Here is a 16,384-nt window from a genome sequence, read left to right on the forward strand (position 1 = left end):
TGCGGCCGGCATTCCCAAGGCGGGAAACCATTGTCGCAAGTCAAGCACACAGTCGCCCGCGGGAGTTAAGGGTGGGATAGCAAGATTCTGCGCAGGCAACGTAACGATGAGGCAAATTGATGGAAGACGATAAAACCGTTTTCATGGGTGTCGGTCCGTTTAAAGCACCGGAAGCGGATGCTGATCGCACCGTATTGGTCAAGCCGGAAACGCTACTGGTCGATTTGCTGAATATCAGCGGACAAGTGATCGCCAACTATGCTTTTGAAAACAGTTTCAGCGTCGGGCGGGCCCAAGAGAACTCGGTGGTCGTCAACGATCAATCCATCAGCCGGCATCATTTGCAAATCAAGCGCGAAGCGGACGGCTGGTGGCTTTATGATTTAAACAGTACGCACGGCGTGTATCTGGATAAGCAAAGACTGGCCGCCAAAACCAAGTTGCATTTGCCGGTGTTGTTGGGTCTGGGCGTTTCGCCGTTTGAACTAAAAATCGCCTCGGCAAATGCAAGACCCGTTTTACCCACGCCAAAGGACGATGCCACTTTATTTGCCGCTGCGCAAATGCCCGTTCAGCCCATAGCCCCACGACCCAAGCCGCAGCCGAATTTATCTGCCGACGCCATCAAAAACCGCCTGTTGTCCGAAGAAGAATCGGCGGATATGGGCGACTACACGCGCATGGTGCGGCGGGTGATCCGCGAGGATAGAACCGTCAGAACCAAAAATTACAAAAAGCTGATTTGGTCTTTGGGAATCTTGTTTGTGATAGCCACCGGCTTGGTCACTTACCAATACCTGGCGCTGGACAATGCCCGCAAGCTGGCGATCAATATGTTTTACGACGTGAAAACCTTGGAAGTCAGTTTGTCGCAAGCCGATATTCGCTTGGCGGAAAATATCGAATCTCTGGGTAAGGCTCTGGAGGAGTTAAAGGACGAAAAACTAAAGGTCTCGCAGGAGCGCATCAAAGCCGAACAGGCGAAAATTCTGGAAGAAAAAAAACGCCTGGCCGAGGAACGGCAGAAGCTGAAGCTGATGAAAGCCAAGTATCAGGAATACCTGAAAGAAATCGATTTTCTACGCCTGAGCTTTCCGACCGACGAACAATACGAACGTGAGTTAATCACTCGTGTGGTCAGAGGCTTCGGCGAAAGCGAATTGGAACTGCCGGACGAGTTTGTCACGCAAGTACGGCAATACATCAAAAACTGGCAGGATACCGGCAGATTGCGCCTGGCTATTAAAAACATGCAAGACAACCAATACGGCCCGATGGTGCTGGAAGCCTTGGATAAGGAAGGTCTGCCCGCTTATTTTATCTATTTGCCTCTGCAGGAAAGCAATTACGACACGAAAGCGATAGGGCCGGAGACCCGTTTTGGCATAGCCAAGGGTGCCTGGCAATTCTTGGCCACCACCGGCCAGGAATACGGACTGCCGCCCGGACCGCTGGCGAATGTCAGAGAATACGACGAGCAGGATGCGCGTTTTGATTTTGCGCAGGCCACCCAAGCTGGCGCCAAATACCTGAAATACATCTACAGCAAGCAGGCGCAGGCATCGGGCTTGTTGGTGATGGCCAGTTATAACTACGGCCACAATAAGGTACGCGGGATGGTGGAAAAAATGCCGGATAACCCGCGCGACCGCAACTTCTGGAAATTCATCCAGCAATACGAAATTCCAGTAGAAACCTATGATTACGTGTTTTACATCGTCTCGGCGGCGGTGATAGGCGAAGACCCTAAGCATTTCGGTTTCGACTTCAGCCCGCCACTTCTACAGCTAACTCAGGCCGTCAATTGAGTTTCTGTTTTTGTTCCAGCGCAACGCCCTATGATTTTGCATAGCCTAATGAACAGGCACTAAAGCGGAAATTTTTGCCAAGCTGTTTTATCATGGTGCCGACAAGGATGTGTTCGCTCCCGAGCTGGTCTCGGGTGTTTTTGACCGACAAGGATTTGCGATGCCTCCCTGCGCTGTATTCATTCGGCTGTTTTCGGCCTCTACTTGGTTCATTTTTCCCTGTCTGCTGGCAATAGCCGTTCCCGGTGCGAGCCAGGCCGGATTAAATGACGCAACTCATAATCTCCCCATTAATCTCACGCCGCAGCATCCGGCCTTCTTGCTTGAGTTGGGCAGTGCGCCTTCTGCACTATCTCATCTCCTGCCCAGTGTCCAGATCGTGCCAGGCCAAGCGCTGCCGGAACCGCAAGCCAGCGTCAGTTGGCAAATCGAGCCTGATGCCGTCAACGTGCTGCATGCCGGGTTTGGCGCATGGCCGGTGGTGTTTCGTTTCAACCTAACTCAGTCTGTTTCTGGCGATTTTAAATTTTGGGCGCGCTGGCGGCAGGGCGGCGATCCGAATGTTTGTGTACAGACTTTTGAAGTCTGGGCGGGACCGGATGCCGGCCGGTTGACGTTGCGCGGCAGCTTTGCGCTGAAACCCAGCGGCTGGGAATACGCCTGGATGACCGGTGATAAGCCGGTGCCGCTGAAAGCCGGTGATAATGTGATCGAAATTCGCAACAGCGGCAATGGTCACGACGCCAAAGTGTTCGATGCGTTTTTGTTGGCGTCGCCGTGGGCGGCGTTGCCCTGGGAGGGGCGAGCGGATCAACCGGCAGTATTGTTGGAATTAGGCAAGGCGCCAATCTTGGCGGCGTTGCCCAAGCCGCGCTATCTCGACGTTGTGACTGGTAGCGCCACGGCGGGCCGCAATACCGGCGCACTGAGCACCGAGCAGGATGAAGCATTACTGTTTCATCAGGGATTTGGCGATTGGGGCGGTAGTTTTCGTTTTGCATTGCCGACAGCCCTTAAGCCCGGGGAATATCGATTGCTGGCCCGCTATAAAAGCGGCGGCGAAGTGTCTCAGGTCAAACAACACTTTATCGTCAAGGCCGGTGCAAAACCTGAAGAACTGGCGGCTCGCAGCGAGTTTGCGCTGACTAACAACACCCCATGGGAATACCAATGGTTGCTGGCACCTGCCGGCGTGACATTGTTGCCTGGCGACCGCTGGCTGGACATCGAAAATAGCGGCAAGGCCGACGGGGCCAAGGTTTTCGACGCATTTTTATTGATACTTAGTAAGCCGCTTGGCGAGTGGATGTCCGCCGAGCAGGCGCAGGCCAGAAATCGTTTCCTGGCGTTGACTAAACCTGCCGCCGCAGGCCCGCGACGCCTTTATCTGTTGGATGGCAAGGGCGAATATGCCGAGATGTTATTTGGCGGCTTGGCTGCGGATGCGGCTCGACCGGTCTATGAAAATTTGCCGGTCACTTATTTGCTCGGCCCCGCAGCCGAAGCGATGGCCGGGCAATTAAATATTAAGACTCTGCCCGCCGCGGTAATCGCCGACGACCATTTCACAGTGCTCGGCGTCTTGACTCAACCGGCCGCAGCAGCGGAGGTGCTCAAGTTTCTGGCTGATCCCGGCAAATTTGGCACTATGCCGATACCCGCCCAAGTGAATCCCCTGCCGCCGACACCGTTGCAAAACGGTGTGCCAATGGCTTGGCTGGTCGGAGGTTTGCAAGACGGCCAAGCCGGCGTATCGGTGTTTGGCCTGGATACGGAAACTATCTTACGGCCCAATCCTGAGCAAGCCTATCTGAGCCTGGAAATGATGGGCGGCAAAATGCGCGATTGGCGCATCGCAGCAACCCAAGCCAACGGTGACGCCGACATTGAAGCCAGCACGGCACATGCTTATGGTTGGTCGCGCGGCACCGGCTATGCGCAGCTTTACATCCACGCCCAGCAAGCAACGCCAACGCTGTTACATCTACGGCAATCCGGTATCAAATCCGCCGGCTGGCTGGATGGTCAATCTATTACGTTTAGCGATGATCCAAGCCCACCCGCCGGCTTTGCCAAATCGATGGGTGCTCAAGCCAAAACGCTATTGCATGGCTTGACCACGGAAGGCTTGCTGGTCACCGCTTCCGCCGAGCGCATGCAGTCCCCGCAAGTGGTGGCGCTAAACTTGACGCCCGGCTGGCATAGCCTGCTGCTGAAACTGGTAATGCAACATGAGAAAGGGCAGCGCTTTTATTTCTCCGGGGCATTCACCGATCCGGCCGGACAGACATCGGCAGGCTTGACAACCCAAGTTAGCGATCCCGATGCGGATCTGGCTTTACATCGGATTGCCTCAAAGTTAAGGCCCACAGTATTTGTTGATGCGCCTGCCAACCTGCTGCATCCAGGGGATGCGCTGAAGTTAAAAGTGGATTTACGCTGGCAGCCGATTTTGGAAGAAACGACTTTAGCGGCGCCGCTACTGCGCTTCCCGGCAAAATGCCGTCTGCGCCTGGTAGATTACAGCGGCAAACAAATCGCCGAACGGGAAGTCAGCGATACCTTTCCCGGTCAGATTGAAGTCGATTTTGGCAAGCTTCTTGAGCCGGGTTATTACGCGGTCTATCCGTCCTTGTATACGACCGACGGCCGCTTGATCATGCATTATCCGGCCGACGGTTTTAGTGTGGTCGGCGGCAATGCCGCCCAAAAGCAACGGCTGGTGCAAAAGAAACTCTGGAACAACGATTACTACGCGCTGGCCGACGGGGACAAAAGTTTCAGGCAATCTGGCGGCTATTTTGCTTGGCTGGAACGGATGGGGATTTTCAGAAGCTACGGCAGCTATCCGGGGTTTGCTCCCGACTATAAGCCGCTGTGGGAACAAGCCAAACAGCGCGGTTTGCAGTTATTTGCTGATTCCTCAGGCGACAGCAATTGGTTGAACGACAAACCTGCTGACGGCCAAAACTTTATCCAATCGGCGGCGGCTTACACTCGCTATTTTAAAGCCACGAACGAAATAGATATTCGCCATGAAGCCGATTGGCAAGCGCTGCGCGAGCCGGCGCATTGGGTCGAACGAGCGAAATGGGAATATCAACAAGCCCATCAAGCCCGCAGCGATGCGCATTACGTCGGCGGAAGCTTGGTCAGGCCGGGCGAGGGCGATTGGTTTAAACAGGTATTGCAATTGGGTTTGGATAACTACCACGACGCTTGGGACGTGCACGCCTATCCGCAGCAGCCGCCGCGTTTTGGCGGGCCGATTGGTAATGGTTCCAACGAAGATGAGCGGGGCGTGTTGGCAAGCTATGCCAGCCTGGGCCGCAGCAACAAATTGCCGTTCTGGCTTGGCGAAACCGGTGCCAAGGCCATGCACGGTTTCAGCGGCCGGCGCTGGCAGGCCGAGCAGGTAGCGAAAATCATCGCCTGGGTCAACAGCCGTCCGGATTATCTGGGTTTAGCGTTTTGCATCGCCCACGAATATGACCTGGCTTACGGCCGAATCTGGGACTATTCCTTAGGCCATAAGCCCGGCGAAGCGGCCATGTATACCGCCGGCGCGCTGATCGACGGCTGGCCTTATCGAGCCGTCGATACCCACGACGATAAGGTCCAGGCCGCTTATTTTGGCGAGACTTTGATGATCTGGCGAACAGATGACGCCCGCAGTGACTGGCCAATACGGCTGGACCCGAGCAAAGCCTGGGTGGCGGTGGATGTCGTCGGGCAAGCGCAGGAACTGGCCGTCGATAATGTGGGCCAGGCCATCGTCTCAATTTCCTCCAGCCCCATGTATGTATTATCGCGGGCGCATTATCTCCAGGCGATTGCCGATTGACGGACTGCGGAATGGCCGTGTTGGTGGAACGCAACACTGCTTTTTCGAAAATTGCCAAACGATATTGCGTGCGGCATTAATGCTAAATACCTTGGTTTGGCCGCACTGCGCGGCTAGACTTGCACCATTACTAATCCACACGGGATGTCCAGGTGAATAGTTCAAAGCAAACCCCCTTATACGATTTACATCGGCAACTAGGTGCCAAGATGACCACGTTTGCCGGTTACCAGATGCCGGTGCAATACAAAAACGGCATCATTCACGAGCATTTGCATTGCCGCAGCCAGGCCGGTTTCTTCGATATTTCCCATATGGGCCAGTGCCGAATATTGGGCGAGGGCGCGGCAGAGGCCTTAGAAAAACTCACGCCCGGCGGCATCGTCGATTTAAAGTGCGGCGCGCAGAAATATACCGTCTTGACCAACGCCGACGGCGGCGTTATCGACGACATCATCGTCACCCGCATCGAATCCGGCTTATCCCTCATCGTCAATGCCGGTTGCAAGGACAAGGATTTTGCTTATCTGCGCAGCCAATTACCGGCCGATTACGTATTCGAAGCGTTAGCTGAGTTAGCCCTGTTTGCCTTACAAGGGCCGGCTGCGGCAGCGGTGCTGGCCAAGTTTACGGCGGAGGTCGGCGAGCTGAAATTTATGCAAGCGTGCGCCACCGAGATTGCCGGAACCCTATGCCACATCAGCCGTAGCGGCTACACTGGCGAAGACGGCTTTGAAATATCCTTGCCGCAAGCCGACGCGGAGCGCATTGCGCGTTTGCTGTTGGCGGAAGAGGGCGTTGAACCGATTGGCCTGGGGGCTCGCGATACGCTGCGCTTGGAAGCCGGTTTGTGCCTGTATGGTCACGAGCTTAACGAATCGATTACGCCTATCGAAGCGGGTTTGCAGTGGATATTCAAAAAAGGCCACAGCGATTTTCCCGGCGCGGAAAAAATTCTGCAGCAACGGCAGGATGGCGTGGAGCGAGTGCGCGTCGGCTTACTGGTGGATGGCCGTATTCCAGTTCGGGACGGCTGTGAGATTGTGCATCAAGACCAGCCAATCGGCACGGTGACCAGCGGCAGTTTTTCACCCACTCTAAATCGGCCGGTGGCGATGGCGCTGCTGGCTCGCCGATTTGCCGAGCCGAGTACCGGATTAACCGCGCTGGTGCGGAACTCTGCTATTTCGGTGACGGTCACTTCGCTACCTTTCGTTCCGCACCGTTACCGGAGAACATAAAGCCATGTCTGCAAAAAACGCCCGTCTCGACCAACTGGAAATGCGCGGTAATTTCATTCAACGCCACATCGGTCCCAATGCTCAACAGACTCAGGAGATGCTGGCCGAGCTGGGCTTGAGCGATCTGGAACAGATTGTCGGCCAAGTGATTCCGGCCAATATTTTGAATCACGAACCGCTGAAACTTACCAATACCATCAGCGAACGCGCGGTGATCAAATACTTGCGCAAAATGCGCGAGCGCAACAAGGTGTTGGTATCGATGATAGGCATGGGTTACTACGACACCATCATGCCGGCGGTGATCAAGCGCAACGTCCTGGAAAACCCCGGCTGGTATACCGCTTACACGCCGTATCAAGCCGAAGTGGGGCAGGGACGGCTGGAGGCTTTGCTGAATTTTCAGCAAATGATCATCGATTTGACCGGTATGGACATCGCCAACGCCTCGCTGCTGGACGAAGCCACTGCGGCGGCGGAAGCCATGACCATGTCGCGGCGGCTAGCAAAAAGCCCGTCCAACACGGTGTTGATCGATAAAGATTGTCACCCGCAGACCATCGCGGTGGTGCAGACCCGGGCCGGTTCCTTGGGCTACAACGTGGTGGTCGCCGATCCGTTCGACAATCTGGCGCAACACGATTTCTTTGCCTTGATTCTGCAATATCCGGGCTCCAGCGGCGAAATCCGCGATCTGACCGAGGCGGCCGCGATTGCTCATGGCAAACAAGCATTGGTCACGGTAGCGGCTGATTTACTGAGTTTGGTTCTGCTTAAACCGCCCGCAGCCTTCGATGTGGACATCGCGGTAGGCAGCGCTCAGAGGTTTGGTGTGCCTATGGGTTACGGCGGTCCGCACGCGGCGTTTTTTGCCACCCGCGACGAATTCAAGCGTTCGATGCCTGGGCGCTTGATTGGTGTGTCCAAGGACAGTCATGGTCAGATAGCCTTGCGGATGGCCTTGCAGACCCGGGAACAACACATTCGCCGCGACAAGGCCACCAGTAATATCTGTACGTCGCAGGTGTTATTGGCGGTGATTGCCGGGTTTTACGCGGTCTATCACGGCGCTGAAGGTCTGCGGCTGATCGCCGGCCGGGTGCATCGCTATGCGCAGATTCTGGCAGCGGGTTTGGTGCAAGGCGGCCATCAAGTGCTGAGCCAATGTTATTTCGATACCGTGGTGGTCAGCGTGCCGAATCGCGCCCGCCGCATCGCCGCTCAGGCGGCTGATGTGAATATCAATCTGCGGGTTATCGATGCCGATACGCTGGGGATTGCCCTGGACGAAACCACCAACCGCGAGCATTTACGCACCTTATGGCAGGTGTTCGCTTCGCCGATTGCCGAATTGCCGGATATCGCCGCGCTGGATGCGACGCTGGGCGAATGCATCCCGGATACGCTATTGCGCGACGACGCAATTCTGAGCCATCCAGTGTTCAGTCTGTACCATTCGGAAACCGAGATGATGCGCTACATGCGCCGGCTGGCGCGCCGCGATATTGCCTTGGACCGGGCGATGATCCCGCTGGGTTCGTGCACGATGAAACTCAATGCCGCTACCGAAATGCAGGCGATTTCGTTCTACGAATTCAATGCCATGCATCCGTTTGCGCCGCTATATCAAGCCCAAGGGTATCAGCAATTATTCGCCGAGCTGGAGGACATGCTCTGCGATTTAACCGGCTTCGATGCCTTTTCCTTGCAGCCCAATGCCGGTTCGCAAGGCGAATACACCGGCCTGCTGGTGATCCGCAAATACCACCAGGTCAACGGCCAGGGTCAACGCAACATCTGCCTGATTCCGGCCTCGGCGCATGGCACCAACCCGGCCAGCGCGACCTTGGCCGGGTTGCAGGTTGTGGTGGTGGCCTGCGATGACCACGGCAACGTCGATGTCGCCGATCTGCGCGCCAAGGCCGAGCAGTACCGCGACACCTTGGCGGCGTTGATGATTACCTATCCGTCCACCCACGGCGTTTACGAACAAGCGTTTCGGGATATCTGCGACATCGTCCATCAATACGGTGGCCAAGTGTATATGGATGGCGCTAATTTCAACGCCTTGGTCGGTCTATGTCGGCCCGGCAAGATTGGCGCGGACGTGGCGCATTTGAATTTGCACAAGACGTTTTGCATCCCGCACGGCGGCGGCGGTCCCGGCGTAGGGCCTATAGGCGTGGGTGCGCATCTGGCGCCGTACTTGCCGGATCACCCACTCGTGGAAGGCGTCAATCCCGCCAAAGGCGAACACGGCACGGTCGGTACCGTATCGGCGGCGCCGTGGGGCTCTGCGAGCATTCTCACCATTTCCTGGGCCTACATCGCGATGATGGGCGCTACCGGCCTGCGCCGGGCCACGCTAACCGCGATCATGAATGCCAATTACATCGCCCGCCGGCTGGCGCCGCATTACCCGATTCTGTACACCGACGCCAACGGCTGGGTCGCGCACGAATGCATCATCGATTGCCACGCCTTTAAAAAAACCGCCAATGTCACCGTCGAGGACATCGCCAAACGCCTGATCGATTACGGTTTCCATGCCCCGACCGTGTCGTTTCCGGTGCCGGATACCTTGATGATCGAGCCGACAGAAAGCGAGAACAAAACCGAAATCGACCGCTTCTGCGCGGCGATGATCGCGATTCGCGAGGAAATCCGCGAGATCGAGACCGGCACAGCCGACCCGGAGCACAACGTCTTGCACAACGCGCCGCATACCCATCGCCTGTTGCTGGAGGATTGGCATTTGCCGTATTCCCGCCAAAAAGCCTTCTTCCCGGATAGCCATCAGCACGACGACAAATACTGGCCGCCGGTCGGACGTATCGACAGCGTCTACGGCGACCGCCACGTGTTTTGCAGTTGCCCGCTGGACTGGGCACAAACCGCCACGGAGTGCGATGCTGAAGCACGTTAACCAACCGCTGGCCTTCGTCGACCTGGAAACCACCGGCGCCACCGCCACCAAAGACCGCATCACCGAAATCGGTATCGTGCTGGTCGATGAAGACGGTGTGCGGGAGTGGAACCAACTGGTCAACCCGCAAACCCGGATTCCGTTGTTCATCGAACAAATGACCGGCATCAGCAATGAAATGGTGGCGCAGATGCCCAGCTTTGCCCAAGTGGCCGGCGAGGTGGCGGAATTGCTGGAAGGGCGCTTGTTCATTGCTCACAACGCCCGTTTTGACTACGGGTTTTTGAAGAACGAATTCAGCCGGTTGGACATGAGCTTTCGGCCGCAAGTGTTATGTACCGTCAAACTGTCGCGGGCTTTGTATCCGCAGTACCACAGGCATAATCTGGACAGCCTGATCGAACGGCATGGCCTGCATGCCAAAGACCGGCATCGGGCTTTGGCCGATGCCCAATTGATTCACCAATTCTGGACCCAGGCTTGCGAGCAGTTTTCCGAAGCGGTGGTCGATCAAGCCGCCCAGCGTCTGGTCGGCCGCTCCAGCCTACCGTCCAACATCGACCCAAACTTGATCCACGATTTGCCGGAAACCCCCGGCGTTTACCTGTTTTACGGTGAGAACGACCTGCCGTTGTACATCGGCAAGAGTGTCAACATCCGCAACCGGGTGCTGGCGCATTTCGGCGCCGATCACAAGAACAGCAAGGAAATGAGTCTGGCCCAGCAACTGCGGCGCATCGACTGGATAGAAACCGCCGGTGAGTTGGGCGCGCTGTTGCTGGAAGCGCGCCTGATTAAGGAAAAAACGCCGGTGCATAACCAGCGCCTGCGCCGCAAAAACGCCTTGTGCGCCTGGCAATTGCAACAACAGGGCGAACATCTCAAGCCGGTGTTGAGTTGGGCCGGCGAACTGGATTTCGGTGCTCAGAATAATTTGTACGGCCTGTATCACAGTCAGCGAGACGCCCAGAAAGCCTTACGCGGCGTCGCCGAGCAGCACGGCCTGTGTTTGAGCGTGTTGGGCCTGGAGAAAACCGCCGCCGGCCGGCCCTGCTTTGGCCACCAGATCAAAAAATGCCGCGGCGCCTGCGTCGGTTTAGAAGCACCGTTGGCGCACGCGGCGCGGCTGTTGATCGCCATGCAAAAACTCAAACTCGCGGTCTGGCCGTATCCGGGCGCGATTGGCGTGCGCGAAGGCGCGGAACTGCATGTGATTGATCGCTGGTGTTATCTGGGGACTGCGAAAAACGAAGCGGACATCGCGGAGCTGTTGCAGAGCGGTCGGCCGACTTTTGATCGGGATACTTATATGTTGCTGAGCAAGTCGTTGAAAAAGGCGGAGGTTGTAGTGTTGTCGCGAATGTTGGAAATGGTAGGTAAATGACTATTTTCCGCCGTTAACACTTTCCCAATTGAAAGGCGCATTAAAAATAGGATTCTGTTGTGGCTATTGTTTTACTAATGGTGTTTATCGGAATTGGGCTTGTTGTTTTGGGGTGGCGCTCTTTACTGGTATCCATAATCGCTATGATTTTTATCGTTCAAATATTACATGTTGTGAACGTAGGAAGCGGGGGGGCCGGAGGGGCAGCAGGAATCGGGGCAATTGTTATCGTTTTTGCCGTTGGTTTGGTTCTAGGTACAATCTTTCGCGTAGTAATATTTGGGCTGAATAAATTTAAAAAAAGCCGCAAGGCGCAATAACCAGCCCGTAGCCAGTAGCGTGTGGTGAGGCAACGAACCGCACAGAACGTATGTCAGTCAATTCGCGGTCGAGGGCGTGTGATAAACCACCCCAAAATGTTCGGCCTGTCTCGCCAATCGTTTTTCCAGCGTCCATAACTTTGCGCCAGACGTCATCAATACCGATGCCAACCGTTGCAAATCAATCAGAGCCATAGCGTGTGTTGAACAAAGTGACGCGCACAGATTTTCTCGTTCCCACGCGCTGCGTGGGGATGTCGGGCTTGGCCGCGCTGCGGAATGCGTGACCGCAGCGCGGAACATTTTGGTTCCCACGCAGCGCGTGGGAACCAGATAACAATAAAAAACCAGATATTGACCGCATTGAGTAACTCAACAGGTGCACCTTCTAACATCAGCACATCAGATTTAGCGCACCCTATCGCGTCAATGGGGAGCCAAGAAAAATTGACTAAGCTTTAGCCGTTCATCGGGAGGCCGTTTGTCCGTTAAATGGAGGATAGGGCTTTGCGCATCCGCCCAATGATGCGTTCGATGCTTTCTTGAATTTCTTGTTCGGATCGTTGCGAGAGAAATTCCGGCTGGACCGTGCTTTGCCCGTTGGCGAACGGCCAAGCTTGGGCGCCATAGCATGCTTGCTAAGCATTCTTTCGCGTCAATGCCATGCCTGTAAAGCTTGCCGGGTATTTATCGCTAGCCAAAATCCAGTGTTTTTCAGTTCCGCTTCACGGGAATGCTGCTATTATCAAGCTCACACGACAGACTGTTAACTTCACTGCGCGATTCCACACCAGCTGATGTCCGAAAACACCATCAAATACGCCCAACTTGTCGATCTTGCCAGTCTGCAAACGCTGATGGACGATTTGTACCGGGTGATCGGCATACCTAACGCCATTATCGATACCGACGGCGTTGTTATCACCAACGCCGGCTGGCAAGAGGCCTGCGTAAAATTTCATCGGGTCAACCACAACACCTGCAGTAACTGCATAGAAAGCGATACGGCATTGGTTGAAAGCATGTTGAAGGGAGAGCGGTTTGCGATCTACAAATGCCTGAACGGGTTGGTGGATTCGGCTATGCCGATTATCGTCGAGGGCCAGCATGTCGCCAATATTTTTACCGGTCAATGTTTTATTGATCCTCCGGATCTGGAATTCTTCCGCAGCCAGGCCAGGCGATATGGATTCGAGGAAGCTAGTTATCTGCAAAGCATCAGCAAGGTGCCGGTCATTGCCAAGCAGCGGCTGGAAATCATCACGGAAATGTACGCGCAACTCGCGCAAGCCTTTGCCAAACACGGTGCGGACCGGTTGCAGCAAAAACTGGCGGCGGCGGAACTGGCGGAGCTTAATAACGAATTGAATCGGCGCGTCGAGGAAAGAACCGAGCAACTGTTTCAAAACAATCAGCAGTTGCTGCTGGAAAAACGCGCCCTGGCCGCCAGCGAAGCACGCTTATCGGCATTATTCAAACACATGAGTAGCGGCGTGGCGGTATACCGGGCCAGTGAGGACGGCCGGGATTTCATTATCATCGGCTTTAACAAGGCTGCCGAGCAGATCGAAAAAATCACCCGCAAAGAATTGATCGGTAAAAAACTGACCGAGATGTTTCCGGGGGTATTCGAATTCGGGCTGTTGGATGTGTTGCGGCGGGTCGCCAAAACCGGGACGCCGGAGGCTTTTCCACCCTCGTATTACCGTGATGAGCGGATTCAGGGTTGGCGGGAAAATTATGTGTATAAATTGCCCGGCGGCGAAATTGTCTCGATTTACAACGATGTGACCGAACGCAAGCTGGCGGAAAAGGCTTTGCATCTGACGCAGTTTTCGGTGGATAGAGCCACTGAATGTTTGTACTGGATAACCGCTGACGCCAGATTCCAATTTGTAAACAACACCGCCTGCCAAGTATTGGGCTATAGCCGCGAGGAGTTGCTGACATTTTCGGTAATGGATATCGACAAGGATTTAACGGCGGAAAATTGGCCCGCGCATTGGCAGGAAGTCAAACAAAAAGGCGCGTTAAAAATGGAAGCTATCCATCGCTGTAAAGACGGTCGGGAAATTCCGGTGGAAGTGGCCGCGAATTATCTGGTTTTCGAAGGTCTGGAATATAACTGTGCGTTCGTGCGCGACATCAGCGAGCGCAAAGCCCTGCAAGCGGAACTGGAGCGCCAGGCGCGTATCGATTATCTAACCGGCATCGCCAATCGCCGCTATTTCATGGAGCAGGGTGAAGCGGAGCTGGCGCGCAGTGATCGTTACGGCAACCCGTTGTCGGTACTGATGCTGGATATCGACTATTTTAAAGCCGTCAACGACAACTACGGCCATGCCGCCGGCGATCAGGCCTTGCAAAAACTGGGCTGCATTTTGGTGGAAGTTTTACGGGAAATCGACATCCCCGGGCGCATGGGCGGCGAGGAATTTGCGATCTTGTTACCGGAAACCGGCTTGCTCAAAGCCCTTGAGGTGGCGGAGCGACTCAGAAGCGTGGTGGCGGAGAGCGTGATTCCGGTTGAATCGGGGTTGGAATTGCAATTTACCGTATCCATTGGTGTGGCTACCCTGACGGATAAAAACAGCAGCATCGGCGATTTGCTGAATTTGGCCGATAAGGGTTTGTATCAAGCTAAACATAGCGGCCGGAATAAGGTCTGTCGTTTTTCGCCTCAGCATTAGGTTGCATCGACTCGTCAAAACCCTCTCAACTCCGCGCCGCTTCGATAAATTGCGCCAAGGCTGCCACGGAACCGAAGATTTTCACCACGTCGTCCTGCTCGGCATCAATTTTTACCTGATATTTTTTACGTATCGCCAATCCCAGTTCCAGCGCGTCTATAGAGTCCAGGCCCAGGCCGTCATTGAACAAAGCGGCGTGGCTATCGATGTCCGCTACATCGACATCTTCCAGCGCCAGCGTGTCGATAATCAGGTGTTTTAATTCAGTTTCCATCTCGCTCATGGCGTTCTCGTTGTTGAGTAAAATAATCCTGTAAATACTGCGTTAAACGCCGCACCGCTATCGAGCGTGGTTGCAGCTCCCGGAAAGGCTGCAATTCCACATCCTCGCCGACGATCATTTGCAAATGAAAACGCCGCTGCGGGATTTGGTACCAGGCTTGAGTTTTGGTGAGGGTGCTGGGTTTACAGGTCAGCGTTACCGGCGTGATTATACTATCGGCTTGTAAAGCAATGGCTGCGGCACCGCGTTGAAAACGATAAGGCCGGCCCGGCACCGAGCGGGTGCCTTCCGGAAAAATGATCATGGTGCCGCCGTTTTGCAGCCAAGCGGCGCAATCGTTGACCATCGTTTCAGAATCGGCGTTGCTGATATAACCGGCATTCAAGATTGGGCCGCGCATCGCCGGGTTGTGCCACAGGCTGGCCTTGACGATGCAGTTGGCTTGTTTGATTCGGCTGATTAAAAACACCACATCCACCAGCGTCGGGTGGTTGGCGACAATCAGCTGGCGGGGACGGTTGAGTTTTTCCAGGCCGATCACTTCATAGCTCATGACGCCCAGTCTGTGCATCAAGCCTATAAACATATAAAAACTCAGATGCACCGTGTATTGGCCGCGGCCGGCTTTTTCGGCGCGGCTGCCCGGCCATATTGCCAAGAGCGGAAACACCAGCAGCCACAGCATTACGCCGCCGATTCCGAAGCTGGTAAAGCTGATCGCCGTGGCCAGTAAACGCCAGCCGTAATCGATTTTTTGAATTAGAGTTTGTGCCATCGCCAGCTGCGGTTCTGATCGCCGAACTGCAACATGGCTGGGTCGGCGGGCAGGAATTGGATTAGGGTCGGCAATTGTAGCGGTTACTGGCTATTGTGACGAGTTATCGACGATAAACCTGAAAATCCGTTGCGGCGTTTGTAAACCGTGCATGGATGCGATAGGTAGAGCACTCTGGGGTAGTTTCTGAGCAGAACCCCACCCTGCCTCAGGGCGAACGGGATTGGATATGCCCAACATAAATGAAGCCGCTTGGAACTATGATCTGTGTGCCATAGCCCCAAGTTAGGATGAAGCGTGGACGTTATATGCAGCCCGGCAGCGGACGGGAATCCTCTTTGCTGAACTGCGGCAAGGTGGCGAAGGCTTCTTTCAGCTTTTCGTGCCACATCTTGCGGATTTTGCTTAAGTATTCGTTGTCTTCCTGGAAGCAATAGTACTCGTCCAGCGTCAGCGTATCTCGGTGATAAATCAACAGCTCCACCGGCGCGCCGACGCTGGCATTACTGCGCATCGTTGAGTCCATCGAAATTAAGCAGCAACGCCCGGCTTCGTGCAGTGCGGTATCGATTTTTAAAAACCGGTCCAGCACCGGTTTGCCGTATTTGTTTTCGCCGATTTGCAGATAAGGGGTCTGCCGCGAGGTAGTGATGCAATTGCCTTCCGGGTAAATTAAATAAGCGCCGTGCGGCTCCTGGCCGATTTGCCCCGCCAAAATAAAAGTGGCGGACGGATTGAAGCTGTTTTGTCCGGCATCCACATGACGGCGCTGCTTTTCGACGCTGATCCGCCCCAGATAGGCGGCGGCTTCCGACAGATAGTTGACCGTGTCCAGATTCACTTCGGTCTCTTCCTTCATATCGCGTTTCAGCTGGTCGATCACAGCCTGCGTGGTAGCCAGATTGCCGGCGCTGAGCAGCACAATCTTCCGATCAGATGCGGTACAAAATGGATGCATTTTGCCGTAAATACTGACATTGTCGATGCCGGCGTTGGTTCTGGAATCCGACGTTAATACCAGTCCGTCTTTTAGAGAGACAGCAATACAATAAGTCATACGCTCTGCGCCTGAAAAATAAGGTTGCCCGCAGTGTACTAAAGAAGCTGCGTAAA

11 protein-coding genes are annotated in these 16,384 nt (G+C 54.9%); 7 read left to right on the top strand and 4 right to left on the bottom strand.

All coding sequences use genetic code 11. The features are described from left to right. Nucleotides 1-119 precede the first annotated feature (119 nt). From JWZ98_RS03505 to JWZ98_RS03530, 6 genes are all read left to right on the top strand, one after another. Entirely contained in the window at nt 120-1,808 is a 1,689-nt protein-coding gene (locus tag JWZ98_RS03505; protein WP_205453291.1) for an FHA domain-containing protein, read from the top strand. Between the two features lie 160 nt (nt 1,809-1,968). Next, nucleotides 1,969-5,652 carry a hypothetical protein gene (locus JWZ98_RS03510; protein ID WP_205453293.1) on the top strand — a complete coding sequence of 1,228 codons (3,684 nt, stop codon included), beginning with the start codon at nt 1,969-1,971 and terminating at the stop codon, nt 5,650-5,652. A gap of 152 nt (nt 5,653-5,804) precedes the next feature. Then, complete coding sequence (gene gcvT, locus JWZ98_RS03515) at nt 5,805-6,893, top strand: glycine cleavage system aminomethyltransferase GcvT (RefSeq protein ID WP_205453294.1); 1,089 nt, start codon at nt 5,805-5,807, stop codon at nt 6,891-6,893. A 4-nt stretch (nt 6,894-6,897) separates the two neighbouring features. Further along, nucleotides 6,898-9,819, top strand: a complete 2,922-nt coding sequence (gene gcvP / locus JWZ98_RS03520; protein ID WP_205453295.1) for an aminomethyl-transferring glycine dehydrogenase — start codon at nt 6,898-6,900, stop codon at nt 9,817-9,819. Continuing rightward, on the top strand, nt 9,803-11,203 hold the full coding sequence (locus tag JWZ98_RS03525) for a 3'-5' exonuclease family protein (RefSeq protein ID WP_205453296.1): 1,401 nt from the start codon (nt 9,803-9,805) through the stop codon (nt 11,201-11,203). The genes gcvP and JWZ98_RS03525 overlap by 17 nt, the downstream gene beginning before the upstream one ends. 59 nt (nt 11,204-11,262) lie before the next feature. Then, nucleotides 11,263-11,523 carry a hypothetical protein gene (locus tag JWZ98_RS03530; protein WP_205453297.1) on the top strand — a complete coding sequence of 87 codons (261 nt, stop codon included), beginning with the start codon at nt 11,263-11,265 and terminating at the stop codon, nt 11,521-11,523. A 57-nt stretch (nt 11,524-11,580) separates the two neighbouring features. Here JWZ98_RS03530 and JWZ98_RS03535 read toward each other — a convergent pair whose 3' ends face one another. Further along, complete coding sequence (locus JWZ98_RS03535) at nt 11,581-11,718, bottom strand: hypothetical protein (RefSeq protein WP_205453298.1); 138 nt, start codon at nt 11,716-11,718, stop codon at nt 11,581-11,583. A gap of 602 nt (nt 11,719-12,320) precedes the next feature. Between JWZ98_RS03535 and JWZ98_RS03540 the strand changes: the two genes are divergently transcribed. After that, on the top strand, nt 12,321-14,213 hold the full coding sequence (locus tag JWZ98_RS03540; RefSeq protein ID WP_205453299.1) for a diguanylate cyclase: 1,893 nt from the start codon (nt 12,321-12,323) through the stop codon (nt 14,211-14,213). A 25-nt stretch (nt 14,214-14,238) separates the two neighbouring features. On the opposite strand, the gene JWZ98_RS03545 is transcribed toward JWZ98_RS03540, so the two are convergent. The 3 genes from JWZ98_RS03545 to JWZ98_RS03555 form a co-directional block, all read right to left on the bottom strand. Then, entirely contained in the window at nt 14,239-14,496 is a 258-nt protein-coding gene (locus tag JWZ98_RS03545) for a phosphopantetheine-binding protein (RefSeq protein WP_205453300.1), read from the bottom strand. After that, entirely contained in the window at nt 14,477-15,271 is a 795-nt protein-coding gene (locus tag JWZ98_RS03550) for a lysophospholipid acyltransferase family protein (RefSeq protein WP_101052081.1), read from the bottom strand. Before JWZ98_RS03550 ends, JWZ98_RS03545 begins: the two co-directional genes overlap by 20 nt. Before the next feature lie 304 nt (nt 15,272-15,575). Next, nucleotides 15,576-16,328: a peptidase gene (locus tag JWZ98_RS03555; protein ID WP_205453301.1), complete on the bottom strand. Its 753-nt coding sequence runs from the start codon at nt 16,326-16,328 to the stop codon at nt 15,576-15,578. Nucleotides 16,329-16,384: the final 56 nt, after the last annotated feature.

Origin of the sequence: Methylomonas sp. EFPC1 (genome assembly GCF_016925515.1) — a bacterium.
Taxonomy (GTDB): Bacteria; Pseudomonadota; Gammaproteobacteria; order Methylococcales; family Methylomonadaceae; genus Methylomonas; species Methylomonas defluvii.